Source organism: Microvirga lotononidis, assembly GCF_034627025.1.
Lineage (GTDB): Bacteria > Pseudomonadota > Alphaproteobacteria > Rhizobiales > Beijerinckiaceae > Microvirga > Microvirga lotononidis.
The window spans coordinates 2791422-2815104 of sequence record NZ_CP141048.1; the positions used below are offsets into that span (position 1 = coordinate 2791422).

General features: G+C 61.6%; 28 protein-coding genes and 1 tRNA gene. 24 read left to right on the forward strand and 5 right to left on the reverse strand.

Features of this window, described 5'->3' with window-relative positions; all coding sequences use genetic code 11:
• The first annotated feature begins 2 nt into the window (after positions 1-2).
• The 19 genes from U0023_RS13220 (at position 3) to U0023_RS13310 (ending at position 15310) form a co-directional block, all read left to right on the forward strand.
• Complete coding sequence (locus U0023_RS13220; protein ID WP_009494230.1) at positions 3-614, forward strand: phage adaptor protein; 612 nt, start codon at positions 3-5, stop codon at positions 612-614.
• Positions 611-1699 (forward strand): heparin lyase I family protein, encoded by a 1089-nt coding sequence (locus U0023_RS13225; RefSeq protein ID WP_009494231.1) that lies wholly within the window; start codon positions 611-613, stop codon positions 1697-1699. Before U0023_RS13220 ends, U0023_RS13225 begins: the two co-directional genes overlap by 4 nt.
• A 67-nt stretch (positions 1700-1766) precedes the next feature.
• Positions 1767-3242 carry a hypothetical protein gene (locus U0023_RS13230; protein WP_009494232.1) on the forward strand — a complete coding sequence of 492 codons (1476 nt, stop codon included), beginning with the start codon at positions 1767-1769 and terminating at the stop codon, positions 3240-3242.
• Complete coding sequence (locus U0023_RS13235) at positions 3239-3595, forward strand: hypothetical protein (RefSeq protein WP_009494233.1); 357 nt, start codon at positions 3239-3241, stop codon at positions 3593-3595. Before U0023_RS13230 ends, U0023_RS13235 begins: the two co-directional genes overlap by 4 nt.
• Positions 3596-3714: 119 nt before the next feature.
• On the forward strand, positions 3715-4551 hold the full coding sequence (locus U0023_RS13240) for a hypothetical protein (protein ID WP_040639336.1): 837 nt from the start codon (positions 3715-3717) through the stop codon (positions 4549-4551).
• Positions 4548-5573, forward strand: coding sequence for a hypothetical protein (locus U0023_RS13245; RefSeq protein WP_154661282.1), 1026 nt, complete (start codon positions 4548-4550; stop codon positions 5571-5573). Before U0023_RS13240 ends, U0023_RS13245 begins: the two co-directional genes overlap by 4 nt.
• Positions 5574-7130: a hypothetical protein gene (locus U0023_RS13250; protein ID WP_009494236.1), complete on the forward strand. Its 1557-nt coding sequence runs from the start codon at positions 5574-5576 to the stop codon at positions 7128-7130.
• 473 nt (positions 7131-7603) lie between these two features.
• Positions 7604-7798 (forward strand): hypothetical protein, encoded by a 195-nt coding sequence (locus U0023_RS13255; protein WP_009494238.1) that lies wholly within the window; start codon positions 7604-7606, stop codon positions 7796-7798.
• A gap of 294 nt (positions 7799-8092) precedes the next feature.
• Complete coding sequence (locus U0023_RS13260; RefSeq protein WP_009494491.1) at positions 8093-8662, forward strand: hypothetical protein; 570 nt, start codon at positions 8093-8095, stop codon at positions 8660-8662.
• Positions 8663-9112: 450 nt separating this feature from the next.
• The gene (locus tag U0023_RS13265) at positions 9113-11194 is read left to right on the forward strand and encodes a glycoside hydrolase family 73 protein (RefSeq protein WP_009494493.1); all 2082 of its coding nucleotides are present in this window, start codon (positions 9113-9115) and stop codon (positions 11192-11194) included.
• Positions 11195-11264: 70 nt separating this feature from the next.
• A complete protein-coding gene (locus tag U0023_RS13270) occupies positions 11265-11711 on the forward strand; it encodes a gp53-like domain-containing protein (RefSeq protein ID WP_009494495.1) in 447 nt (148 codons plus the stop codon).
• A 1-nt stretch (position 11712) separates the two neighbouring features.
• Positions 11713-12138 carry a hypothetical protein gene (locus U0023_RS13275; protein ID WP_009494497.1) on the forward strand — a complete coding sequence of 142 codons (426 nt, stop codon included), beginning with the start codon at positions 11713-11715 and terminating at the stop codon, positions 12136-12138.
• Positions 12139-12253: 115 nt separating this feature from the next.
• Positions 12254-12874 (forward strand): glycoside hydrolase family 108 protein, encoded by a 621-nt coding sequence (locus U0023_RS13280; protein WP_009494499.1) that lies wholly within the window; start codon positions 12254-12256, stop codon positions 12872-12874.
• The gene (locus U0023_RS13285; protein ID WP_009494501.1) at positions 12871-13239 is read left to right on the forward strand and encodes a hypothetical protein; all 369 of its coding nucleotides are present in this window, start codon (positions 12871-12873) and stop codon (positions 13237-13239) included. Before U0023_RS13280 ends, U0023_RS13285 begins: the two co-directional genes overlap by 4 nt.
• Complete coding sequence (locus tag U0023_RS13290; RefSeq protein WP_009494503.1) at positions 13236-13448, forward strand: hypothetical protein; 213 nt, start codon at positions 13236-13238, stop codon at positions 13446-13448. Before U0023_RS13285 ends, U0023_RS13290 begins: the two co-directional genes overlap by 4 nt.
• 23 nt (positions 13449-13471) lie before the next feature.
• Positions 13472-13657 (forward strand): hypothetical protein, encoded by a 186-nt coding sequence (locus U0023_RS13295; protein ID WP_009494505.1) that lies wholly within the window; start codon positions 13472-13474, stop codon positions 13655-13657.
• Positions 13657-14631, forward strand: coding sequence for a metallophosphoesterase (locus U0023_RS13300; protein ID WP_195904258.1), 975 nt, complete (start codon positions 13657-13659; stop codon positions 14629-14631). Before U0023_RS13295 ends, U0023_RS13300 begins: the two co-directional genes overlap by 1 nt.
• Positions 14628-14903 (forward strand): hypothetical protein, encoded by a 276-nt coding sequence (locus tag U0023_RS13305; RefSeq protein WP_009494510.1) that lies wholly within the window; start codon positions 14628-14630, stop codon positions 14901-14903. Before U0023_RS13300 ends, U0023_RS13305 begins: the two co-directional genes overlap by 4 nt.
• Positions 14904-14941: 38 nt before the next feature.
• Positions 14942-15310, forward strand: coding sequence for a dATP/dGTP diphosphohydrolase domain-containing protein (locus tag U0023_RS13310; RefSeq protein WP_009494513.1), 369 nt, complete (start codon positions 14942-14944; stop codon positions 15308-15310).
• Between the two features lie 598 nt (positions 15311-15908).
• Here the strand turns inward: U0023_RS13310 and U0023_RS13315 are convergent.
• Positions 15909-15983 (reverse strand) — tRNA-Thr (locus U0023_RS13315).
• 64 nt (positions 15984-16047) lie between these two features.
• Positions 16048-17274 carry a 5-aminolevulinate synthase gene (gene hemA, locus U0023_RS13320; protein WP_040639644.1) on the reverse strand — a complete coding sequence of 409 codons (1227 nt, stop codon included), beginning with the start codon at positions 17272-17274 and terminating at the stop codon, positions 16048-16050.
• Between the two features lie 383 nt (positions 17275-17657).
• Between hemA and murA the strand changes: the two genes are divergently transcribed.
• The 5 genes from murA to U0023_RS13345 all read left to right on the forward strand — a co-directional run bounded on the left by murA (position 17658) and on the right by U0023_RS13345 (position 21799).
• Positions 17658-18947 carry a UDP-N-acetylglucosamine 1-carboxyvinyltransferase gene (gene murA, locus U0023_RS13325; protein WP_009494517.1) on the forward strand — a complete coding sequence of 430 codons (1290 nt, stop codon included), beginning with the start codon at positions 17658-17660 and terminating at the stop codon, positions 18945-18947.
• A 130-nt stretch (positions 18948-19077) separates the two neighbouring features.
• On the forward strand, positions 19078-19518 hold the full coding sequence (locus U0023_RS13330; protein WP_009494519.1) for a DUF2948 family protein: 441 nt from the start codon (positions 19078-19080) through the stop codon (positions 19516-19518).
• Between the two features lie 2 nt (positions 19519-19520).
• The gene (gene hisD / locus U0023_RS13335) at positions 19521-20810 is read left to right on the forward strand and encodes a histidinol dehydrogenase (protein WP_040639645.1); all 1290 of its coding nucleotides are present in this window, start codon (positions 19521-19523) and stop codon (positions 20808-20810) included.
• Positions 20811-20827: 17 nt separating this feature from the next.
• Positions 20828-21313 carry a UPF0262 family protein gene (locus tag U0023_RS13340; protein WP_009494523.1) on the forward strand — a complete coding sequence of 162 codons (486 nt, stop codon included), beginning with the start codon at positions 20828-20830 and terminating at the stop codon, positions 21311-21313.
• A gap of 3 nt (positions 21314-21316) precedes the next feature.
• Complete coding sequence (locus U0023_RS13345; RefSeq protein WP_009494525.1) at positions 21317-21799, forward strand: arsenate-mycothiol transferase ArsC; 483 nt, start codon at positions 21317-21319, stop codon at positions 21797-21799.
• Here U0023_RS13345 and U0023_RS13350 read toward each other — a convergent pair.
• The 3 genes from U0023_RS13350 to U0023_RS13360 form a co-directional block, all read right to left on the reverse strand.
• Positions 21764-22087: an AzlD family protein gene (locus U0023_RS13350; protein ID WP_009494527.1), complete on the reverse strand. Its 324-nt coding sequence runs from the start codon at positions 22085-22087 to the stop codon at positions 21764-21766. The genes U0023_RS13345 and U0023_RS13350 overlap by 36 nt on opposite strands.
• Positions 22084-22785 carry an AzlC family ABC transporter permease gene (locus U0023_RS13355; protein WP_009494529.1) on the reverse strand — a complete coding sequence of 234 codons (702 nt, stop codon included), beginning with the start codon at positions 22783-22785 and terminating at the stop codon, positions 22084-22086. The genes U0023_RS13350 and U0023_RS13355 overlap by 4 nt, the downstream gene beginning before the upstream one ends.
• A 67-nt stretch (positions 22786-22852) precedes the next feature.
• On the reverse strand, positions 22853-23521 hold the full coding sequence (locus U0023_RS13360) for a TerC family protein (protein WP_009494531.1): 669 nt from the start codon (positions 23519-23521) through the stop codon (positions 22853-22855).
• Positions 23522-23683: the final 162 nt, after the last annotated feature.

Consider the following 23683-nt stretch of genomic DNA (forward strand, 5'->3'; position numbering starts at 1 on the left):
TCATGGCGTTGGATAGCTATTCCGGCCTCCAAGAGGCGGCGCTCAGTGTCGTTGGCCGTGAGGGGGATAGCTCTCTGACGGCTTACGCTCCGACAGCGATCAGCCTCGTTGAGGCCAAGTTGAACCGTCACCTTCGGGTCGCTGAAATGGAGGCGACTTCGACCGGCACTAGTGATAACGGGATGCTTGCTCTGCCGACCGATTATACCGGCTGGCGCAGGGTTGAAGCGTTCCCTTATGGCCCGCTGGAGTTCCAGGAGCCAAACTTCCTCGCCTCGCGCTTCCCGAACGGGGAGGGCGGCGTCCCGAAGTATTTTACGATCCAGGGCGCGGCGTTGATCACGTACCCGGCCTATGCCGGGGAAATCGCCCTCGACTACTACCAGAAGATCCCGGCGCTTTCCGACATCAACACCTCCAATTGGCTGCTGTCAAAGCATCCTGACGTGTACCTCTTCCTGACGGTCTCCGAACTGTACGCCTTCGCCAAGAACTACGAAGAGGCTGTGACCTGGAACCAACGCGGCATGACGGCCGTGGAGGAGGTCAACACCCTCGACAAATCCAAGCGGTATTCCCGCATTTCCGTCCGCGTGAAAGGTCCGACGCCATGAGCCGCCCGAACGTTCCTGGTGGAGCCTTCGCAGGTGGCTCATATTCCCCTCCGGGGGGAGGCGGCCCGACCCCTGAAGATTGGGCTGACATCGTGCGGCTGATCGGTGATCAGCATTACGCCGGCAAGGACGCTACGGCCGCAGCGGTGTCCGCCAAGGCCGATGCTTCGAGCATCCTGGCGCTTCAGTCCGCGATCAACGCCAAGGCCAATGTCTCGTCCGTCGCCACCATTGAAGCGGCCCTTAACAATCTCGCGCTGGGTCTCGCCGGCAAGGCTCCCGCACCACCCGTTGGTTACCAGTACGTCCTTGCCGAAGTGGGTGGCACTCCTCCGGTCACTCTGCCCGCGCTGGCGAGCGGATATATCTGGGCGAGCCAGGTCAACCCGGTCACCTACGACCGCAGCAAGCTCGTCCCGTGGGGGCAACGCTCGGTCGGGTCTGATCCATCCCTCTATGACCTGGCGAAGTGGCGCGTTACCGTTCCTCGCCTGCCTTATTCGTGGTCCTCTTCCGATAACAACGAGATCATCTTCGAGGTTCGGAGCGGCGACCGCTACGGATACCCGACGCCCGAGGGAGGCTGGACAGATCCGGTCACTTCGGAGCGTTCCGAGCTTCAGAGCGAATTCCTGGTTCCGGTCGCGTGGAACTCCAGCATGGGCTGGAAGTCCAAGCTGGTTGGTTCCCAGAACACGGCTCCCTGGTGCGTCCTCATGCAGGCATTCGCCCGCAACAACGGCGCCGGCATGGGCTCTCCCGCTGTGGCCCTGACGCTCGAAGGCAACGATACCTGCCAGTTCATCATTCGGCGCGGCAGCACATCGAACCCGCAGGAGGTCTATCTCAAGTCCTTCCCGTTCCCGCGCGGGGTCGATACGGATATCTGGGTGGAGTGGAAATACAGCACCACGGGCAACGGCTACGCACGGCTCTACGTCAACAACCAGACGATCATCGCGGCCGAGAATATCAATGTCGGCTACACCGGACAGACCCATTTCGAACCGACTGTCGGCATCTACCGCCGCGCCGTTCCCGAGACGCTCAAACACCACGTCAAGGATATGCGGGTGAGCTGGTAGCCGGCACGATCAGTCTCTTTTCTCAGGCTCGCTTTTGCGGGCCTTTTCTTTTGGGAATTCCGCTTCCGTGATCATCCCCTTCAAAGAGCTGGAGCCGGATCGGGGTGGCCTCGATACCGGGCTCCTCACCATTGCCAAGAACTGCTACCCCAATACGATTGGCTGGGGTCCGATGCCGTCGCTTTCGACCTATGGTTCCAACGCCCTGCCATCTGGCTGCGTCGGCATGGGCTTTGCCAAGACCAAGGCGGGCGTGTTCCAGGTCTATGCCGGCACATCCACGAAGCTTTATCGGCTTTCGGCCGGCACCTGGAACGATGTTTCCCGCCTCGCAGGTGGGAATTACAACGTCCTTCCGGGGAACCAATGGCAGTTCGCGCAATACGATAGCAAATTCATCGCCGTCAACGGCAGCGATGCCAACCAGATCATCGACATCGAGAGCGGGGCGGCGAACTTCACAGCGCAGGGCGGTTCCCCTCCGGTCGCCCGCTATGTGTGGACGGTCGGGGACTTCGTGTTCGTGGCCGATGCCACGAACCGCAGGCGCTTCCTGAACAGCGGCTTTAATCAGCCCGAGTTCTGGACCATCGGCTCGCAGCTCTGTGATGAATTCCTCTTGCCCGATGGCGGCAATATCGCCGGTCCTGGAACGCTCGGTTCCTTCGGCTTCATCCTTCAGGATGGCGGCAAGGCCCGGCGCATCATTCAGGTTGAGGGTGATCCCAATATCGCTTGGCGCGTGGAGGAGATCGCCGGCATTCGCTCGGCAGTAGCGGGCTATTCCACGATCCCGGCAAACGGGCAGGTCTATTACATGGCCGAGGACGGGCCATACACGCTCGCCCTCGATGGCAGCAACAGGGCGATTGGCTCGCACCGCGTCGCCAAGGAGTTCCTCGCCAACTGCGATACGGCCCGCCTAGAACAGATCCAGGGCTTTGCCGACCCGTACTCGCCCCGCATCTATTGGGCGTATTACTCCAGCGCGGCGGCAAGCTCATATGACCGCCTTCTCGGCTATGATTACGAGTTGGACCGGCTGTTCTTTGTCGAAGTCACGGCGAAGTACTGGCAGCCCGTAGCCGTCCCAGGAATGACCCTGGAGCAGTTGGACGCAAACTATCCGTCGATTGATGGAATGGACGTGTCTCTCGACTCTCGCCAGTTCCAGGGCGGTCGCCCGACCGTTGCGGCTGTCGGCTCGGACGGCAGGCTGGCGCTGCTCACGGGACCGGCGATGCAGGCAACCCTTGAGGTGTCCCCGCTGCAACTCAACCCGAATGGGCGGGCTATCGTCACGCAGGCTGACCTCAAAGGGGTCTGGGGCGATGCGGCGCCTGCAATCTATGTCGGCAAGCAGGAATACAGCGGCGACGAGGTGGTGTGGACGGGGCCATTCTCTCGGCATCCCAGAACAGGCGTGACGCATCTTCGGGCCTCATCCCGACTTCACACCTTCCGCGTCGTCATTCCAGCGCAGACCTCCTGGAAGTTCGCTCAGGGCTTGGCGACGACTGAACAACCGGATGGTCAGCAATGAGCGGCGGAAATCCTTTCGGGTCAACCGACCAAAGGGGCCGCGACATCACGGACCTGAAGCGAAAGGTCAAAGAGATCGGGAGCCTTGAGGAGCGGGTTGCCGCTCTTGAGGCCACGCCGTCGATTTTCCTCGGCTCGGTGTCTCTCGCGGTCAGCCCGGCCACCTCAACGGTTAAAGCGGATGCCAACGTGACCGCCTCCTCCACTATCCTTCCGGTGGCGAGTGATGCGGGCGGCTGGTCCATCGATGCCGGCATTACTGGCATCACTCCGGCAGCGGGATCATTCACGGTTGCTCACTCAGCTTCAACCCTGACGCGCACCTTCTCTTACGTGGTCGTCAACCCCGCTTAGTGCCCTTCGCACATCACCTGATTTCAGCCCGCCACCGTGCGGGCATTTCTTTTGGAGCACCCTTAAGAATGGCTACCCTATTCGGGAGTTCTACAAAGACCTCCACCTCTACCAATCAGATGTTCCCGGCCCTGGAGCAGGGGTGGAACAACGCCCTTGGACAGGCCGCCAAGGTCTACAAGAACGCCAAGCTTCCGGGCCAGGCGCCGCTGAACAGCGACATCCTCGGCTCGTTCGACATGACGAGGAACCTTGCCGGGCAGGGCGTTCCGAACCTCGATCAGCTTTATGGCGTTCAGTCGGGCATTCTCGGGAACGGCGGCATGACGCAGGGCATGCAGGACGCGGCCGGCTACCTGACGAACTTCGCCAATGGCTCGTATCAGGAAGACCCGCGACTGAAGCAGGCGATTGCTGACCGCGAAAACCGTGCCGCACTTTCGACCGCAACCCTTATGGGCGGTGGTCGGTACGGCTCTGCCGGCATCGGGGCCAAGATGGGCGAGTCCCTCGGCAACGCAAGCAACGACCTGATGTTGCAGAGCAACGAGAATTCCCGCAACCGGCAGCTTCAGGCGGCGGGCCAGTTGGGCTCGCTGGCAACGGCTGGAGCGCAGAACCAGCTCGGTTGGGGCAGCCTCGCTTCGGAGTTGAACAACCTCCGCTACGATGGTGCCTCTCGCCTCGCGGGTATCGGTGATTTCATCCAAAGCCGGGATCAGGCTCGTATCGATCAAAAGGCAAACTTCCCGAAAGAGAACTTGAACTGGTACACCGGTATCCTTGGCGGCATGGGCGGCCAGGGTTCAACAACCATTGAGCGCAAGCCCGGACCTAGCGCGGCCTCTAGTATCCTTGGCGGTGCTCTTGGGGGCGCAACAATGGGCGCCAATATCCCCGGCCTTGGTGCAGGCTGGGGCGGAATTCTTGGTGCAGGTATGGGGGCATTCCTATGAGTGGCGGAATTCTTGGAATGGGGCTCCCGCAGGGGAACGGCATCCTCGGGGGCTTTGAGGATTACGCCCGGAACAACCAAGCGTCTCTCTTGGGGATGGCTGCCGGGCTCATGTCGGGTGATGGGTTCGCCGCTGGCTTGCAGGGCTATTCTCAGGGCGCGGTCCAAGACCAACGCACCCGCCTACTCAAACAGGCCGAGGCTGAAAAACAGCAGCAGCGAGTTGCCTACCAGCAGCTTGCTCAATCGCTTGGCCGCCCCGAGCTTGCAGGTATGCCGGAAGTGCTGAACTCGCTGGCTCTGGATAAGTACAAGAGCAAGGATGCGTCGTTCCAGGAACGGTTGTTCAACTCTCTACCGGAAGACCAGAGGGGGGCCGCAACCAATGCTCTCCTCGGTCTGAACAAAGACCAAGACAAATGGGAGCTGAAGACCGTCAAGAACACTGACGGGTCTGAGACGCCAGTGTACTTCAATCCCCGGACTGCTGAAACCCGCCCCGTCCAAGGCTTCGGCACTGGAGCCTCGAAAGCGGCGCAGGCCCAACAGCAGCGGGCCCAAGCCGCTGACATCGTAGTTCAGGATATCGACCGGGCTCTTGATATCACCAAGAACGCCCGTGATCCGATCTTTGGTAGCAGCCTCGTGACCGGAAAAACAGGGCAGGTTCTTTCCAACGTGGGCGGTACGCAGGCCCACGACGTTTCGGGGCTGGTCGATACGATCAAGGCGAATGCTACCTTCGACAAGCTTCAGCAGATGCGGGCATCGTCTCCCACTGGCGCGGCTCTGGGTGCCGTCTCCGACACGGAAAACAAGCTTCTTGGAGCAGCCATCGGAAGCCTTGAGCAGTCTCAAACCGAGGAACAGTTCACCCGCAACCTCAAGCGCGTGAAGAAGATCTACAATGAGATCATTCACGGTCCTGGCTCAACGGATGACGAAGGCAGTGTTCGAGGGCAGAGTGCTCAAGGCGCTGTCACCGGCAAGACAAAATCAGGCGTGTCGTGGAGCGCTCAATAAATGGCAACTCTCACAATTGGGGATAAGAAAGTCACAGTAGATGACTCTTTCTTATCCCTATCGCCCGAGGAGCAGAACGCCACCGTTGAGGAGATCGCCTCCAGCATTGGTGTGAAGGGGGCGGAGCAAACCGCCCCCACTGAGGACAATCGGCCTTGGTATAAGAAGGCAGGCGAAGCGGCCGATGACATCGTGCGTATCGCGGCTGATGGCCTGACGTTCGGCTATGCCGATAAGCTGGCGGGCTATCTGGGCGGAGAAGGTACGGACGCAGAAAGGGCCAAGACGCAGGCAGCCCGCGACCGTGCGGGTTCTGCCGGCCTTGCTACTGATATCGGTGCGACTATCGTTCCAGGCGTGGGGCTGGCGAAGGCGGGCATCACAGCCGCTCGCGTGGTTCCCGGAGTCGCCGCCAAGGGGGCAAAGGGACTAGCAGCCCGCTCGGCTGCTATGGCGGCTGATGGTGCCGCCCTCGGTGCTCTGAGTGCCACCGGTCATGACACTGACGTGGGCGATGGTGCCCTCTATGGTGCCATCGGCGGTGCTGTTGGCAACGTCGCTGGCGAAGGCATCGCGAAGGCTGTCGGCAAGGCGGCCGGCGCATTCAGCGCAGCCCCGAAGATCGCAACCAGTCAGGAACTCAAAGAGGCGGCCGAAGCGGCATATCAGAAGGCGGACGATGCTGGAATTGTCATCGCGCCAAAGGGACTAGAAACCCTCAAGGGCAAGGTCGAGACCCAGCTCGCGGAGCGCGGCTACCTTCCGGCGCTGCACCCTCGCATCGGGGCTGCTCTCCAGGAGTTGGACCGCATCCAGGGGCAGCCCATCACTCTCAAGGGGATGGACCTGTTCCGCCGCGTGGCCTCTAACGCGGCATCCAGCGCGGACGCCTCTGAGCGAGCAATCGCGAAGAAGATCATCGGCGAGATTGACGGCTTCGTTGGGGATCTCGGGTATGGTGATGTCGTCATGGGCGATGTCCGAGAGGGCGTAAAGGCCCTGAAGGAAGCCCGCGAACTGTGGACCCGGATCAAGAAGACCGAAATGGTTGATGATCTAAAGGCCAAGGCACAGCGTCGGGCCGACTCCACTGGCTCAGGCGGCAACGTGGATAACGCCATCCGCCAGAACCTCCGCCGCATCTTGGACGATCCCAAGAAGGCGCGGGGCTTCACTAAGGACGAGAGGCTGGCTCTGGAGGCAATCGTTAGGGGTTCGACGGCCCAAAACATCGCCCGTCTTATCGGCAAATTGTCCCCACAGGGCAACGGCCTGATGGCGATGTTGGGGCTTGGTGGCGCGGCGGCGTTCGGGCCGGCTGCTCTGGCTGTCTCCGGGGCGGGTGCTGGGGCCAAGTTTCTCGCTGACCGGGCAACGCCGGCCAATGTCGAGAAGCTGTCCAGGATCATCCGGGCGGGTGGCGATGCGTCAGCGACCCGTGCCGCCCCAAACGCGCTTCAGGTTCTTGCCGACTCTGAACGCGAGACTATCGCTCGGGCTCTGTCCTACTACTTGGCCACCGCTCCTATCAGCGCGAGGGCGAAGGAACCAGAATAGCAGGGCGCCGATGATACAAATTGCGACGATATCGCCGGCGTAAACAGTTGGTAGTTTGTCGTATTTGCTCAGGGTAATGGCAACGGCGGTGCCGATGATGGCTCCCCATTGCCCCTTGGACAATTGGCTCATGGATGGTGCTCCCGCTGTGAATATGGCGGGGGCAACCCAAACGCGCAACTAGACTATCTGTTGTAATAGCCGTGGTTCTCGAACCAGTTGGATATAATCATCCGAATGGCTTCTGGCCTCGTCGGGATCTTCTCTTGGTCTCGTCGGAAAGCCTCAAGAGCATCGACCATTTTTCTGGAGAGACGGAGGTTTACGGCCTCCGTATCAGCAAAAGGTCTACCTCGCCTAGATTTTTTGGTACCATCAATTGACTTCATGATTTAATGGTGCCATAAATAAACAAGCCGGGCAAGAGGTGGTGCTCTTAATCCCGGCTCTAACTCAGCCAATGAGGTCTAGTCATGGCTCAAGCTACAAACATCATAGCATTTCCGAAGGCTCCAGCCAACCGGTTCAACGTTCGGCAGGAGCTTGATCCTCGTGCGCAGAAGGTTGTCGCGGAGATCAACGAGTTAATTCGCCATCTAGCCAGTGTGGCTGAGTCCATCGACTCCCGCATGAAGCTGCTCAGTGAAGAGCAAAGGATGGGGGCGTGACCTACGAGGAATACATCGCATCGCCAAAATGGGCTGCTCTCCGCAAGGAGGCCCTGGCTCGCGATGGGTTCCGTTGCCGTGGGTGCAATACGACGGAGAACCTTGAGGTTCACCACCGTTGCTACCCAGCTGTGTTGGGTACTGAAACCGTTGATGATCTGACGACATTGTGTGGTGGCTCTGATGGCTGCCACCATGCCCTGACAACCCTTATTCGCCGCCGCCGGTACGCTTCCCGCACTCATGCAGTGAGTGATGTGGAGCGGATAACTCCGGGGCGCGTGGAGACCGCACATGCAGTATCAAAACTTGAAATTCCGTCTTACCGGCGTATCACCCCTGATCTGCCACAATGGACAACTCGCGGACCCGCTGAACAGCATTGCCAAGGAGATGAAGAAGGTTTCCAGCAAGCGGGCAAAGACTGACGCAGACTTTGAGGAGTTGGCGCGGCTTGAGTTCTTTGGTGGCCTGTACCTCGATAATGGCGAGCCCGTCATCCCTGGCGAGATTGTCGAGGCCGCTTTGGTGGAGGCAGCCCGCAAGCAGAAGAAGGGGCAGCAAGCCAAGGCCGGCATTTTGTCGGTCGGTAACTTCCCGATTGAATATGAAGGCCCGCGAACGGTAAATGAATTGTGGGCTGATGACCGGTTCAGGCTGACAGTTGGCGTTAAGGTCCAGCGGAACAAGGTCATGCGAACTCGACCAATCTTCCGAGACTGGTCATGTGAGATTTCCATCGATTTTCTTCCGGGGCAGTTGAACCGGTCGGAGGTCGAGGAAATGGTCCGCACGGCGGGTACCGTTGTCGGTATCGGCGATTGGCGCCCTAAGTTCGGACGCTTCATGGCGCAAGCCGTATAATCCCAGGCCCGGCTTGGCGAGGCCCGGCGTGGCACCGCTAGGCGAGGCGGGGCATGGTCTGGCGCGGCTAGATACGGCTAGGCGATGCAAGGCGAGCCCAGGCAAGGCAGGGGTGAGATGGCGGTCTTAGGGCCGCCATTTCCATTTTAGGGATCTGGAGCCATGATAGCCCGTTCGGAGGTTGCCATGGCTCGTTTCGTTTTCATCGCAGTTCTAATTATCATCGGAGGCGCTGTTATGGCCGCTCCCAAAGAGACGCCTGAGTTTGATCCGTTCCGACAGGTCCCTAACCAAGAGGGCGGGTTCCGAGACCAAGATGCCGAGCCGTCACAGCAAGAGATGAGGATTTGGATGTGGCGGCGCTTCGTTGGGGATAAGCCGATCCCGAAACACCTCCAAGAGAAGTACGGCCTCCCCGAGAGGCTCCCCCCATTACCCGCAGGACGCTAAATGGCGAAAAGATCACAATCGGCGCGTTCGGCAGTTAGCCCGCAAGACAAGTTCATCGACGCCTACACAGACTTCGCACTTGATGTGGCCGAAGTCACCGGTATGGCTCCCGAGGTCGTTCTCGGACAAGCTGCGTTAGAGAGCGGCTGGGGCAAGTCGGTTGCCGGCAACAATATGTTCGGCATCAAGGGTGCCGGCCAGTCCGTCGTCACCCACGAGGACATTCCCGGCGTGGGGATGACGAAGGTTACGGACAGCTTCCGCGCCTACAGCAACCCGCTCGACTCCTTCATGGATTACGGCGACCTGATGGGGAACAGCCGCTACGGCCATATCGGCAAGAACCAAACGGTTGACCAGCAGATCGCCTCCATTGGCAAGTCCGGCTACGCGACCGACCGCAACTACGGCCGCAAGCTCGGTGGCGTGGTCGATATCATCCAGGCCAACAAGACCTTCCAGAACAAGGTTGTCGGGAATGCCACCGCCAGCATCCCCGTGGCCGATGCCTTCCTCGGGGACATAGGGGTTCCCGTCAACCGAATAGACGTTTCCTCGATCCCCGATTTGACACCCGCCCGCGAGGCGGGTTTTTCTTTGGAGGGGTGGCAACCGGACTTCGGCACCTATAGCCCAATTGGGCCTGCGGGGTTCGCGGGATATTCCGGCATCACGCCATACTCTGATGTCTCCTCTGGGCTGCTCTCGCCGGGCAATATCGACCTCGATAACAGGCCGATGGTCGAGAACCCGGATGGGACAATCAGCACGGTTCGTTCCATGTCCATCAACGTGGATGGGGTGGAAGCTCTGGTCCCGACTGTGAGCGACGATGGGCGCCTTCTGTCCGATGAAGAGGCTATCGACCAGTTCAGGGCAACGGGCCAACACCTCGGGTTGTTCGACACCCCAGAGGCGGCAACGGCCTATGCGGAGCAACTACACAAGGCCCAAGAGGCGCAGTACCTCGGTGATCCTTGGGCGGACTTCTCCAGCATCACGGCGGGAACGGCGTTCGACCCCCTGACAAGCATCAGCCCTTCGGCGCCGGCCGCTCCGAATTTCTCGGATGTGGAACTCGGCACCTATCCCGACATCACGGCGGATATGTACTCCAGCCCGATGGAGAGCTTTGCGCCCGTGGATACGGCGCCGGTCAATCTTTCCGATGTTCCGACAGGTCCGCAGCCTTCCGGCTTCTCGGCGGGCTTGGGCGAAGGGCCATGGGGTGCAACGCCTGACTTCTCCGCTCCCTCGCTGGAAGCCCGCAACGCCATGGACCGTTTCAACGGCGCCATGCAGGTGCGCAACACCACGGCGCCGGATTTGACGAACGAGGCCATCGCACAAAGCCTGATGAACGAGATCGCGCCACAGACGCCGGCCATGGCTCCGGCTCCCGTGGCTTCGGTGACGCAGGCCCCCTCGGTTTCGTCAACGGCTCCGATGGGCGATATCCCCGACGAGTTTGGGCCGAACTTCCCGTCTGCGACACCGCAGTCAGCCCCTCAGGCTGTGACACGGGCCGCGCCTCAGTCCGCTCCGGTCTCGCTGCCGTCCGCTCCGGCTCCCAGCCCGACGCGCACACAGCAGCAGGTGGCGAAGGACTTCGACCTCCCGTCGTTCGATCTCGGCTTGCCGTCGCTGCCGTCTCCGTCCTTGCGGGGTATCGGCTCAACGTTGGGCCTGATGGACCCGATTGAAAAAACGTCCTTCATGGACGCCATGGCTAATCCGCAGATCGCACAGGGCTGGTCTCCCGGCTTCCTCGATACGAGGCTCGGCAAGGCGACGACAGGCGCGGCGATGGGCTTTCTCACAGGTGGTCCGTTCGGCGCGGTGACCAATGGGCTGTATAGCGGGCTCGACATTGGCGGCATGTTCTCCAATGCCTTCGACCGTTACGCGAACGCCTATTCCAACCTGACGCCGGACGATTTTGCGGCGTTCGGTCTGGACGGCAACTGGACGGATCGAGAGCCGACGCGAAACACGGGACGCGAGAGCGGAGCCCGCGTGGGCGACGGATCGTATTCCGAGTTCAGTGGGTACAACGACAATAATCCGCAGGGTATTCTTTAACTAACGCAACAACTTAGCGCATCAGCAGCCTCGGTCAACAGCCGGGGCTTTTTCTTTTGTGAGGTTTCATATGCCAGTTACCAGTTGGTCCACCACGGCCAGCGCCAATGCCACGGCCGACAGCGCGTCGGGAATTATCTTCTCCGAAGGCCAAGCCCCGTCCTCGCTGAACGACTCCATGCGGGCTTTGATGGCCGTCATCAAGGGAGACTTTGCCAACAGCCTTGCCGGCACTGGGTATCAGAAGCTCCCCAATGGGCTTATCCTGCAATGGGGAACGACGGTCGGCACAACGAACGCGAACGGCAATTTTGTAATTACCTTCCCAATCGCATTCCCGACAGCCGTCCGCACGGTCATCCCGGTGAACGGCGACCAGGAGGTTATCACCCTAGGCGCACAGTCGATTGGGGTTATCAACAGCGTTACAACCACCACCAGCTTTGCCGTCTCAGTCCGCCCCAATCCAGGCTCGGGTGCCGGGTTCCGTATTAATTGGCTGGCGATTGGACAGTAAGATGAAATATGCAGTTTTCGATGCCGAAGGGTTCCCTGCTGCCTTCTATGCGCCCGAGATCAATGGCTCCGACATTCCAGATGCAGCCATTCAGATCACCGATGAGCAGTGGCTTGAGTTCATTTCTAACGGCGGCTTTAGGCGTTGGGAGAACGGGGGCGTGGTTCCCTATTCCCCTCCGACGCCCGAGCCTCCGTTCCCGTCTGTCGTGACGGCCGCACAGGCAAAGATTGCATTGTTCAATGGCGGGCTGCTCGATCAGGTGAAGGCCGTTGTTGCTGCACACCCGTATGAAATCGTGCGGATTTGGTTTGCCGATGCGAACAATTGGGAACGCGGCAATCCTTATGTCCAAGCACTTGGCGTAGAGATCGGATTGACCGACGAGCAGATGGACGAGTTGTTCGTTCAGGCGAGCAAGATCTAGCGTTTAGATGGGTCTTCTGCTACCGTAATATATAGATGCCGAAGTTGCCCCGGCTGAATGACGGCAACCGGACACCGCCCCAGAGGCGGTCTTTTTATTTCAGGACAATTGAACAATGGCAGCACCGACACTTGAGCGGTCGCTGGCGCTTGTCTTCGGCCACGAAGGCGGTCTTAGCATGGACCGCGCCGACCGAGGCAACTGGACCAGCGGCGTCGTCGGTCAGGGGCAATTGAAGGGGACGAAGTACGGCATCAGTGCGATGGCGTACCCGACCCTTGACATCAAGAACCTGACCTTGGAAGCGGCGGCTTCCATCTACCGTAGAGACTATTGGGCGAAGGTGAGGGGCGATGCTCTTCCGGCTGGCGTTGATCACGCAGTGTTTGACTTCGCCGTCAACTCCGGCCCCGCCCGTGCGGCCATGGCGCTTCAGAAATGCGTGGGTGTCGCTGATGACGGGCATGTCGGGCCTCTCACGCTGGCGGCCGTCAATCGGCAGAACCCGGCAACGTTGATCACCAAACTGTGCGGCGAGCGCCTGACGTTCCTCCGCAAGATCTCGACCTGGCCGAAATATGGAAAGGGTTGGACCAAGCGCGTTCAGAAGGTCGAACGGGAAGCTTTGAGCATGGCCGCCGCACCGATCCCTGACGTAGAGCCGATCTCTGAACCTCCGAAAACCTCCTGGCTTGCCACTCTCCTGGCCGGCCTCTTCAAAAGGAATGCCGCATGATCCCGGCTCTTATCCCCATCATCCTGGGTCAGGTGGCTCAGACGGCCGCCCCCAAGATCATCGATGCGCTTGTTGACCGCATTGTCAAAGACCCTGCCAACCCCGTGACCCCATCGGATGCCCCGGCCATCCGTAAAGAGCTGGTGCCGGTCATCGAGCATCTGACGAATGGCGAGCCTTGGTACAAGTCCCGCGTAACGTGGGGCGCCATCGGTGCGATCTTTGGTGGTGTCGGAACAATCGCCACGGCTCTGGCGAATGGCGATTATAACCCTGAGATGCTCGGGACGGCGGCGCTGTCCGTGCTTGGCGGGTTCGGGACCATCTATGGTCGTTGGGCGGCCAAGCCGCTGGCCGCCAAATGAGCGACGATACCCGTGAGCGCATCGCCGCCCTGGAGGTTCAGGTGAAGCACCTGGCCGAAACTCTTGACAAGACCAACGACGTCGTGACCGAGCTTCGCGACCTTCTCTTGCAGGCCAAAGGGGCTCGTTGGCTTCTCGGCATCCTCATTGCCATCGGCGGCTTCACGGCCGGCATAGCCGCCAAATACCTGCCGTTTCTCCCGCGCTGACCCTTCCACAACTGGAGCCTCCCATGACAGGCCGCGTCGTTGCGGTGCTGGTCGGCTTGCTGTGCCTCCTGGCCTTGGGCTGGGAGACACACGCGCAACCCAAGCGCCAACTCCATCCCTCCAAGCTTGAAAAGACCTGTCCCTACCAAGGGGCGTGGATGCCCTGCTTCATCCGTGATGAGGCGCTCTCTCAGCAATGGGACGTTTAATGCGGCTGACCCCTGAACAGATCGAAGAGACCAAGGCGGCTGTAGCCCGGCATGGCGGCAACAAAGCTGCTATCGCCCGTGATCTTGGGCTCACCAGAAGCACAGTCGCCAACCGGCTTGAACGTGTACTGGCTGCCAGTAGTGCGGCGAACTCGAATGAGAAGCCTCGCGTCCGTGTGCCTTACCTGAGGGCGGTTGAGACTCCTCCGGTGCTGAAGGAAGAGGCCGAGGCTATTCGGGTTTGCGTGATAGGCGATCTGCACGTTGCCCCCGGTCAGGATCTCTCCCGGCTGAAGTGGATTGCCCGGCATATCGGGGAGACCCAACCCGATCATATCGTTCAGATTGGGGATTGGGCATCATTTGATAGTGTCTCGACCCATGATCCAATCGGTTCCGTCAAAGCTAAGAGCCGCCCCTCGTTGCGGCACGACATGGAGTGCCTCCGCGAGAGCCTCAAACTGTTCGACAGTGAGCTTGGCCCGAGCACCATTCCCAGAATTATAACACTCGGAAACCACGAAGACCGAGTTCGCCGTTACCAAGACCTCCGCTCTGAGCTTGAAGACAGCCTTTGGATCGATGTCCTTCAGGACTTCGCTCAATTTCGGTGGAAGACTTACGACTTTGGCAAGGTCACGTTCATCGGTGGCGTCGGGTTTGTCCATGTTCCCCTCAATGTAATCGGCAAGCCTCACAGCAGCCCGAACATCATGGGGAATAATCTAGCGCATGATTTGATTAAAGGCCATAGCCATCGCGCAACGTATCAGACGTTTGCAAAGATAGGTGAAGGGCAGGGCGTTACTTTGATCGATGTGGGAACTAGTCTTCCACACGGACACGTCGAACCTTACGCAAAACTATCACAAACCTCTTGGTGGTATGGCGTACATGATGTTATTATTCGGAATGGGCGCATTGATGACTTTGCGCGTGTTTCGATGAAGACATTGCAGGAGCGTTACGCATGAGCCAAGTTCCTCCCGACGACATGCAGCCCATCGCGACCGCGCCAACAGACGGAACCCGTATCGAAATTTGGCGTCCGACCTACGGCCTCTACTCCGTCCAATGGAAAGACGGGGCCTGGACGATCCGCGAGGGAAAGACGGTGCCGGCCCATGAAGTGACGCTCTGGCGCCTGCCACCTCCGTCCAAGTCCATGGAGGAGATCATGGGTGCCTACTACGTCCCGCCGGAGGAACGGTACGTGAGCCCTGATGAGGAAGGGGGCGAAGAGTGAGCGTCACCACAAAGCGTGTCCCTGAGGACCATTGGACAATGCAGGTCGGCCGAATGCAGGTTGCGGCATTCAAGAAAGACGATGCCGGCAAGCCCCGCTGGAGCCTCCTGCCGTGGGACGTGCTCTTAGGCGTCGTCCATATCCTCGGCTTCGGAGCTGATAAATACGGCCCTGACAACTGGTGTGCCGGCGCCGACTGGTCCCGGTATTACAACTCCACCCAGCGGCATCTCATCGCCTTCTGGATGGGGGAGAGAGCAGACCCGGAAAGCGGGCGCTCCCATCTCCTTCACGCGATCTGCGGCCTTCTCTTCCTGGCAGCCTATGAAATACGCGGGATCGGGAAGGATGACCGGCCTAGTCTTTCGGCCGATCCGTCCCCATCAACCGCCTCTGATAAGTCTTAAGCGCCTCCCGGCAAGCCCGGTCAATCACATGAATATCATCCGAGCCTATCGCCGTATGAATGCGCTTGGCGATCCTGGCGGATCTGTCCGTCTCATCACGGCCTAATCCGCCAAGCAACCAGATGAAGGCTTCGATGGGGTCTATGGAGGGATCGTCTGTCATGGGATGGAGTTTAGGGCAGGGCGTCTGGCTTCGCCACCGCGCTGGCACCTTGCAGGCTCAGCCCCTCCGGGTCTTCGGCCTTACGGCTGCTCATCGCTGACGCGGTCGATCAAAGTGATTGGGCCCGGACGCCCCATGGACGAGCCGAGCCCAACCCCGTTCCACCAGATAAGCGCAGACCTCATCGGATGGACTGACTAAACCGCGACGCGCGAACCACGGTTCCACCGTGGCTACAGGATTCAGCCGACTCATGTTTTCGGGGATGGACGAATCAAACTGAGCCGTTGCTACGGTGGCCCAGGTGGCTCCACGGATTTTCCACGGATTGAAGCGGCATGTTCCCGTCGCGTTCTGCCGCGAACTGCCGCTTTGTTCGCCCTCGTGGTGGGGTCGAACCTGCGACGAAGCCTTTGAACTAAAAGGCATTTTGGCTGGTGCTGCCAGAGAGGATCGAACTCTCGACCTCTCCCTTACCAAGGGAGTGCTCTACCACTGAGCTACGGCAGCGCGCCAACGGGGAGGGCCGCTTACTGCCACAGGGCAGCCCTCCATGCAAGCTTGAAAATGATCTTTATTCGGCCGCCTGGACTTTTGGCTCCAGCGGAAGCCGCAGCGCCGTCCAGACTTCCACGAGAGCGGCCGCCAGGGCGTCGATATGGGCATTCGAGTGGAACGGCCCGGGCGTGATGCGCAGCCGCTCCGTGCCGCGGGGCACGGTGGGGTAGTTGATCGGCTGGATGTAGATGCCGTGCTTGTCCAGCAGCCGGTCGGATGCCGCCTTGCAGGCTTCCGCGTCGCCTACCATCACCGGCACGATATGCGTGACGGTGTCGAGGACAGGCAGTCCGACGCCACTCAGGACCGCCTTGGTGCGGGCCACCTGGCGCTGCTGCTGCTGGCGCTCGGCTGAAGAGGTCTTGAGGTGCCGGATCGAGGCCGTGGCCGCCGCTGCGACCGCCGGGGGCAGGGCGGTGGTGAAGATGAAGCCCGGCGAGAAGCTGCGGATCGCATCCATCACGGCCTTCGTGCCGGTCAGATACCCGCCCATGACGCCGAAGGCCTTGCCCAGGGTGCCCTCGATCACGTCGATTCGGTGCATGGCCCCCTCGCGCTCGGCGATGCCGGCGCCGCGCGGGCCGTACATGCCGACCGCATGGACCTCGTCGATATAGGTCATGGCGCCGTAGCGCTCGGCGAGGTCGCAGATGGCATGGATCGGAGAGATGTCGCCGTCCATGGAATAGACGCTCTCGAACACGATCAGCTTGGGCCGGTCGCCCGCCGCGCGAAGCAGCTCTTCCAGGTGATCGAGGTCGTTGTGGCGGAAGATCGCCTTGTCGCAGCCGGACTGGCGCACGCCCTCGATCATCGAGTTGTGGTTGAGCGCATCCGAGAGGATCAGGCAGTTCGGGATCAGCTTGGCCAGCGTCGAGATGCCGGTCTGGTTCGAGACGTAGCCCGAGGTGAAGACGAGGGCCGCCTCCTTGCCGTGCAGGTCGGCGAGCTCGGCTTCGAGCGCCACGATGGGGTTGCTGTTGCCGGAGATGTTGCGGGTGCCGCCGGCGCCGGTTCCTAGCCGCCAGGCGGCCTCGACCATGGCGCGGGTCACGTCGCGGTTCTGGCCCATGCCGAGATAATCGTTGGAGCACCAGACGGTGATGGGGCGCGGACCTTCATGAGAGTGCCAGATTGCCTGGGGATAACGGCCGGCCAGACGCTCGATATCGGCAAAAACGCGGTAGCGCCGCTCGGCCTGGAGGCGATCGAGGGCTGACGTGAAGAAGTTTTGATAATCCATCATCTCACCGGGTGGGCACTGCAATGCCCGGGGATCCTGGACCCATTATGCCAGATCGCATTGATCCGGGTCAAAGTCCTGAACCGTGATATTGCGGTTGAGAGCCGCTTGCGAAGCCTCTATTTGATAAAGGCGACGATGGGTCGCGTGAACCATGACTGACGTGAAATCGCAAGAGAAAGCTGACCGGCTGAAGGCGGCCTTGAAAGAGAATCTTAAGCGTCGCAAGGCTCAAGCTCGTGGACGGCAAGCCGTGAAGGCGCCTGGAACCGAAACCGGGAGCTTGAGCGTTACGGACGAGCGCGACAAGCCGTCCGACTAGCCGGATGGGCTCGAGACGCGCATAGCGCTTGGCTCGCTAAAAACAGTGTAAGGGGAATTCGATGGATCGCATTCGCATCCGGGGCGGCGCGCCTCTCAACGGCTTGATTCCGATTTCAGGTGCCAAGAATGCGGCCCTGCCTCTCATGATCGCCAGCCTTCTCACGGAAGAGACCCTGGAGCTGGGCAATGTCCCGCGCCTCGCGGACATCTCCTCCCTGCTGCGGATCATGAGCAATTTCGGTGTCGATCACTCGATCGCCGGCCGCCGGCCCGGCCAGTCCTCGGAGACGGGACAGACCATTCGCCTGGCGGCCAAGAGCGTCATCGACACCACGGCCCCCTACGAGCTGGTCTCGACCATGCGGGCGAGCTTCTGGGTCATCGCTCCCCTGGTGGCCCGGTTCGGCCATGCCAAGGTGTCCATGCCCGGCGGCTGCGCCATCGGCACCCGGCCGGTCGACCTGCTCATCATGGCGCTCGCCAAGCTCGGCGCGGCCATCGAGATCGAAGCCGGCTACGTGGTGGCGACGGCTCCCAAGGGCCTGATCGGATCCGAGATCGACTTCCCGAAGGTGACGGTAGGCGGCACCCACGTGGCCCTGATGGCCGCGACGCTTGCGCGGGGAACCACCGTCATTCGCAACGCCGCCCGTGAGCCCGAGGTGGTGGATCTGGCCGAGTGCCTCATCAAGATGGGAGCCAAGATCCAGGGCGCCGGCACCTCGGAGATCGTGGTGGAAGGCGTGACCAGCCTCGGCGGGACATCCCACGACGTCATGCCGGACCGGATCGAGACCGGCACCTATGCCATGGCGGTCGCCATGACGGGCGGCGACATCGTTCTGGACAACACCCGGCCCGAATATCTCCAGGCCGCTCTCGACGTCCTGGGCCAAGCCGGGGCCGATGTGTCTCCGACCCATGGGGGCATCAGGATCCGGCGCAACGGCAATGGCATCCAACCGGTAGATGTTACCACAGACCCGTTCCCAGGCTTCCCGACCGACCTGCAGGCCCAGTTCATGGCGCTCATGACCCGGGCGAACGGCACGTCCCGCATCCGCGAGACGATCTTCGAGAACCGCTTCATGCACGTGCAGGAACTCGCCCGGCTCGGCGCGCAGATCCGCCTCGACGGTGACAGCGCCTATGTGGATGGCGTGGCTGGCCTCAAGGGAGCGCCCGTCATGGCGACCGATCTGCGGGCGTCGGTGTCCCTCGTCATCGCAGGTCTCGTGGCCGAAGGCGAAACCACCATCAACCGGGTCTACCACCTGGATCGCGGCTTCGAGGCCCTCGAAGCCAAGCTCGCCCGCTGCGGCGCTCAGATCGAGCGCCTGAGAGGCTAGAATGATCGGGCCGGCTCCATTGCCGGCCCTTTCTTTTCCGGACCATGAAGAAGAAGCCGCCTGGAAAGGTTGCAGCGGGGCAGAGGGATCTCTACCTAAACCTTAAAGTTCAACAATAGGTTGGTGGCCCATGGACCTCCTGAGACTTGTCGCTTTCGATCCGGAAGATCTTGCCGTCATCTCCGCTCATCTGCAGGACTCCCTGCTGCGGGTGGGCGATATCGCCTATCTGCCCAAGGAACGGCGTTTCGCCATTCAGACGCGCCGCTACGACTGGGAGGCCGACAGGCCCCAGCGCCGGTTGACCTGCATGCATTTCGAGAACGTCACGGGCGTGCGCGTCCGTGGCATCGACCAGACCAACAAGGATGCGGTTCTTAACCTTCTCGCCATTGCGTTCGAGGAGACCAATGCCCCATCGGGCACTGCCACCTTGATCTTTGCCGACGGCGGAGCCATCCAGGTGGACCTGGAGTGCATCGAAATGCAGATGAAAGATACCGGCCCGGTCTGGGCCGCCGAAAGCCGCCCCACGCACGAAGAGCAGCTGCAGCCGGCGGGGCGCCCGTAATGGTGCAGAGGCTCGATGCGCGGGAGCCGTCCTTCCCGCTGGCTTTCGCCGCTCTCCTCACGGCCAAGCGGGAGGTGTCGGAGGATGTCGATCAGGCCGTCCGGGCCATCATCGAGGATGTGGTCGCCCGAGGCGACGAAGCCCTGATCGACTTCACCTACCGTTTCGACGGGTTGGCCCTCCAGCCCGAGACCCTGCGCATTTCGGATGCCGAGATCGACGCTGCCGAGGGCCAGTGCCCCAAGGAGGCGCTGGAAGCCCTGGCCTTGGCCAAGGAGCGCATCGAGACCTATCATCGGGCCCAGCGCCCGCAGGATTCCATGTCCACGGATCCGCTCGGCGTCACCCTGGGCTGGCGCTGGACCGCAATCGAATCCGTCGGCCTGTACGTGCCCGGCGGACGTGCGAGCTATCCGTCCTCTGTCCTCATGAATGCCGTTCCGGCGAAGGTCGCTGGCGTTCCGCGCATCGCTATGGTGGTGCCGACCCCGAAGGGCGAGACGAACCCGCTCGTCCTTGCGGCCGCGCGCCTCGCCGGTGTCGACGAGGTCTTCCGCATCGGCGGTGCGCAGGCGGTGGCAGCCCTGGCCTATGGGACGGAATCGGTGCAGCCGGTCGCCAAGATCGTCGGTCCCGGCAATGCCTATGTGGCGGCCGCCAAGCGCCGTGTCTTCGGCCAGGTCGGGATCGACATGATCGCCGGCCCCTCCGAGGTGCTGATCCTGGCGGACCGGCATGGCAATCCCGATTGGATCGCCGCGGACCTCTTGGCCCAGGCCGAGCACGACCCGGCCTCGCAGTCGATCCTCGTGACGGATTCTCCGGCTCTCGCGGACGCCGTGGAGAAGGCCGTCGAGCGCCAGCTCGAAACCTTGCCCAAGGCGGAGATCGCCCGCGCAAGCTGGCGCGATTACGGCGCGATCATCCTGATCGACCGGCTCGAGAATGCCATTCCCCTCGTGGACCGGCTTGCTCCCGAGCACCTCGAAATCGAGACGGAGAATGCCGAGGAACTCGCGGCCAAAGTCCGCAATGCGGGCTCGATCTTCCTCGGAAGCCACACGCCGGAAGCCATCGGCGATTACGTCGGCGGCCCGAACCACGTCCTGCCCACCGCCCGGTCCGCCCGATTCTCCTCGGGTCTCGGCGTGCTTGACTTCATGAAGCGAACCTCAATCCTGAAATGCGACGCGGACGCGCTGCGTGCGCTCGGCCCCGCGGCGATCACGCTCGGGCGCTCGGAGGGGCTGGAGGGGCATGCGCGGTCGGTTGCGATCCGCCTGAACCTTTAAGGAAAAAGGGGAGGCGGATGGCGAGCGAAGCGCAGGAGCGGAGCCGGCTGGTCGCCGTCACCCTCGACGAGGCCTCGATCGGCCGCGGCAATCCCGATCAGGAGCATGAGCGGGCCATCGCCATCTACGACATCATCGAGGCGAACCACTTCGCCCTGCCGAACTACGAGGGGGGGCCTTACGCCCTTCGCATTTCACTGGTCGAGAAGAAGCTCTGCTTCGAGGTCACGGCACAGGACGGCGCGCATCTCGTCTCCCATCACCTGTCCCTGACGCCGTTCCGCAAAGCGATCCGCGACTACGAGCTGATCTGCGACAGCTACTATCAGGCCATCCGCTCAGCGTCGCCGGCGCAGATCGAGGCCATCGACATGGGTCGGCGCGGATTGCACAACGAGGCGGCCGAACTCCTGATGAAGCGCCTGGACGGCAAGCTGATCCTCGATTTCGATACGGCGCGCCGCATCTTTACATTGATCTTCGCGCTTCACTGGAAGGGCTGACGCTTGGACGAGCCCCGCTCGAAACGGATCCATTCGGTTCTGTTCGTCTGCGCCATGAATGCGGTGCGTTCCGTCATGGCCGAAGCCATCGCGCGGCATTACTTCGGCCAATCGATCTACGTGCAATCCGCCGGTGTCCGCAAAAGCGACGCGGACGGGTTCACGGCGTCGATCCTGTCCGAGATCGGCATCGACGCATCGAAGCACAAGCCGCGCACGCTGCAGGAGCTGGAGGAATGGGAGGGGCTGAATTTCGACCTCATCATCTCCCTCTCGCCGGAAGCGCATCACGCGGCGCTCGAACTGACGCGGACCATCGCGGCCGAAGTGGAATACTGGCCCACGCCCGATCCGACCATCACCCAGGGCTCCCGCGAGCAGGTGCTCGATGCCTATCGCAACATTCGCGACGGATTGATGTACCGCATCCGCCTGCGGCTCAAGCAGGGCTCAACCAAAAGCCCTGATGACCGCGAGGGTGCCTAGGCCCGCGAGAAGGCCGACGATGTCGATACGCGTGACGATCATCGCCACGATGGCGACCGTCAGGGCCATGATCGCCGGTAGTCCATTGTCGATCGCCACCGGCAGGATCGTCGCCAGGATGATGGAGCCGGGCAGGGCGCGAAGTCCCCGTTCGATGCGCGGCGTGAGCCGCACCCGACTCATCAGGACGACGCCTGCGATGCGGCACAGGAACGTCACCAGGGCCATGGCGCCGATGGCGAGAACGGAGCCCCACGGGCTCGCAATGATCGCTCCGGCGGTGTTCATTCGATCAGCATCCCGGCCGCGACTCCCGCGAGAGCGCCGGCGATGATGAACACGTAACCGGGCACGAGGGCATGGACGATGAGGGAGACAAGTCCGGCCACGAGCCAGGGCAGGGCGACCTTCGCGCCTTTCCACAAGGGCACAAGCATGACGCCGAAGAAGATCGGCATGACGAGATCGAGGCCGAAACGCCTTGGCTCCGGCACGAGGGCTCCCGCGAAGAATCCGCTGAGCGTTGCGAGGAGCCAGACCACCCAGAGAATGATCCCGCATCCCAGGAGCACGCCGACGTCGCGGCCGCCTTCGCTATGATAGCGGGTGCCGACCAGCCAGCCGGCTTCCGTGATGAGAAACAGGTTGAGGGCCGTGCGGGCGAGCGGCTCATTCTTGAGCCAGGGCTGCAGGGTTGCGCCCAAGAGGATCATGCGCGCGTTCACGACGGCCGTGACGGTCATGATCGTGAGGACCGTCGAAGGCGTCCAGGCCTGTTGCCAGATCTCGAGCCCGACCATCTGGGACGCACCCGCATAGACGAAGGCGGAGAGGCCCAGCGTTTCGCCGAGCGACAATCCCTTCTGGGCTGCCGCCGTGCCGAAGGCCACGGCGAACATGATGAAGCCGGGAAACGCGGGCAGCGCCGCACGGGCGCCATGGCGCAGGCCGGCAGTGGAAAAATGAGGGCGGAGAGCGGGAGACATGAGCGTCACGCTCTCTGCCTTCCCGCATCCCCGCCGTCAATCCGAGATTGAACCAGGGTCCGTCGATTTAGCCGACGGCGCCGTTCATCAGCGGATAGACCTCGAGGAAGCCTTCGTAGATCATCTTGAGCGACACGTAGAGGATGATCGCGAGGCCGACATAGGCGATCCAGCGGAAGCGCTGGAGCAGGCGGGCGATATACGAAGCCGCAATGCCCATGAGGGCGATCGACAGAAGCAGGCCGAAGGCGAGGATGTAGGGATGCTCGCGCGCGGCGCCAGCCACGGCGAGGACGTTGTCGAGGGACATGGACACGTCGGCGATGACGATCTGCCAGGCCGCCTGCGCGAAGGTCTTGCGGGGAGCCTTGCCGGCGATGGTGCCGTCCTTGTCGAGGTCCGCGCCCTCCAGAGCCTCCTCGGCCGCCTCTTCTTCCTCATGGGTCGTGCGCAATTCGCGCCACATCTTCCAGCAGACCCAGAGCAGCAGGATGCCGCCGGCGAGAAGCAGGCCGACGATCTGGAGAAGCTGGGTCGTGACCAGCGCGAATGCGATGCGCAGGACGGTGGCGGCGAGGACGCCGAGGAGGATCGCCTTGTTGCGCTGTTCCTTGGGAAGGCCGGCCGCGGCCATGCCGATGACGATGGCATTGTCGCCGGCGAGCGCCAGATCGATGCCGATCACCATCAGGAAAGCGATGACCTCGGGACCCAAAAGCTGTGAGAAATCAAACATGCAGTGCCTCATATGTCGGTTGAGGGACAGCGCATGCGAAACGCTCAAAAAGACGCATCTGTGCCCGGTCGGGACCGGAATTCCTCGGGCCGCGAGCCGAAATGCAAGGCAAAACCGTCTTTTTGAACGAACCCAGGCCGCCCTGGTTTTCATCCAGTCCGA

Excerpts from the sequence above, each read along its gene's own strand:
- U0023_RS13220 (WP_009494230.1), top strand. The coding sequence starts at position 3 with ATGGCGTTGGATAGCTATTCCGGCCTCCAAGAGGCGGCGCTCAGTGTC.
- U0023_RS13225 (WP_009494231.1), top strand. The coding sequence starts at position 611 with ATGAGCCGCCCGAACGTTCCTGGTGGAGCCTTCGCAGGTGGCTCATAT.
- U0023_RS13235 (WP_009494233.1), top strand. The coding sequence starts at position 3,239 with ATGAGCGGCGGAAATCCTTTCGGGTCAACCGACCAAAGGGGCCGCGAC.
- U0023_RS13240 (WP_040639336.1), top strand. The coding sequence starts at position 3,715 with ATGTTCCCGGCCCTGGAGCAGGGGTGGAACAACGCCCTTGGACAGGCC.
- U0023_RS13245 (WP_154661282.1), top strand. The coding sequence starts at position 4,548 with ATGAGTGGCGGAATTCTTGGAATGGGGCTCCCGCAGGGGAACGGCATC.
- U0023_RS13250 (WP_009494236.1), top strand. The coding sequence starts at position 5,574 with ATGGCAACTCTCACAATTGGGGATAAGAAAGTCACAGTAGATGACTCT.
- U0023_RS13255 (WP_009494238.1), top strand. The coding sequence starts at position 7,604 with ATGGCTCAAGCTACAAACATCATAGCATTTCCGAAGGCTCCAGCCAAC.
- U0023_RS13260 (WP_009494491.1), top strand. The coding sequence starts at position 8,093 with ATGCAGTATCAAAACTTGAAATTCCGTCTTACCGGCGTATCACCCCTG.
- U0023_RS13265 (WP_009494493.1), top strand. The coding sequence starts at position 9,113 with ATGGCGAAAAGATCACAATCGGCGCGTTCGGCAGTTAGCCCGCAAGAC.
- U0023_RS13270 (WP_009494495.1), top strand. The coding sequence starts at position 11,265 with ATGCCAGTTACCAGTTGGTCCACCACGGCCAGCGCCAATGCCACGGCC.
- U0023_RS13275 (WP_009494497.1), top strand. The coding sequence starts at position 11,713 with ATGAAATATGCAGTTTTCGATGCCGAAGGGTTCCCTGCTGCCTTCTAT.
- U0023_RS13280 (WP_009494499.1), top strand. The coding sequence starts at position 12,254 with ATGGCAGCACCGACACTTGAGCGGTCGCTGGCGCTTGTCTTCGGCCAC.
- U0023_RS13285 (WP_009494501.1), top strand. The coding sequence starts at position 12,871 with ATGATCCCGGCTCTTATCCCCATCATCCTGGGTCAGGTGGCTCAGACG.
- U0023_RS13290 (WP_009494503.1), top strand. The coding sequence starts at position 13,236 with ATGAGCGACGATACCCGTGAGCGCATCGCCGCCCTGGAGGTTCAGGTG.
- U0023_RS13295 (WP_009494505.1), top strand. The coding sequence starts at position 13,472 with ATGACAGGCCGCGTCGTTGCGGTGCTGGTCGGCTTGCTGTGCCTCCTG.
- U0023_RS13300 (WP_195904258.1), top strand. The coding sequence starts at position 13,657 with ATGCGGCTGACCCCTGAACAGATCGAAGAGACCAAGGCGGCTGTAGCC.
- U0023_RS13305 (WP_009494510.1), top strand. The coding sequence starts at position 14,628 with ATGAGCCAAGTTCCTCCCGACGACATGCAGCCCATCGCGACCGCGCCA.
- U0023_RS13310 (WP_009494513.1), top strand. The coding sequence starts at position 14,942 with ATGCAGGTCGGCCGAATGCAGGTTGCGGCATTCAAGAAAGACGATGCC.
- hemA (WP_040639644.1), bottom strand. The coding sequence starts at position 17,274 with ATGGATTATCAAAACTTCTTCACGTCAGCCCTCGATCGCCTCCAGGCC.
- murA (WP_009494517.1), top strand. The coding sequence starts at position 17,658 with ATGGATCGCATTCGCATCCGGGGCGGCGCGCCTCTCAACGGCTTGATT.
- U0023_RS13330 (WP_009494519.1), top strand. The coding sequence starts at position 19,078 with ATGGACCTCCTGAGACTTGTCGCTTTCGATCCGGAAGATCTTGCCGTC.
- U0023_RS13340 (WP_009494523.1), top strand. The coding sequence starts at position 20,828 with ATGGCGAGCGAAGCGCAGGAGCGGAGCCGGCTGGTCGCCGTCACCCTC.
- U0023_RS13350 (WP_009494527.1), bottom strand. The coding sequence starts at position 22,087 with ATGAACACCGCCGGAGCGATCATTGCGAGCCCGTGGGGCTCCGTTCTC.
- U0023_RS13355 (WP_009494529.1), bottom strand. The coding sequence starts at position 22,785 with ATGTCTCCCGCTCTCCGCCCTCATTTTTCCACTGCCGGCCTGCGCCAT.
- U0023_RS13360 (WP_009494531.1), bottom strand. The coding sequence starts at position 23,521 with ATGTTTGATTTCTCACAGCTTTTGGGTCCCGAGGTCATCGCTTTCCTG.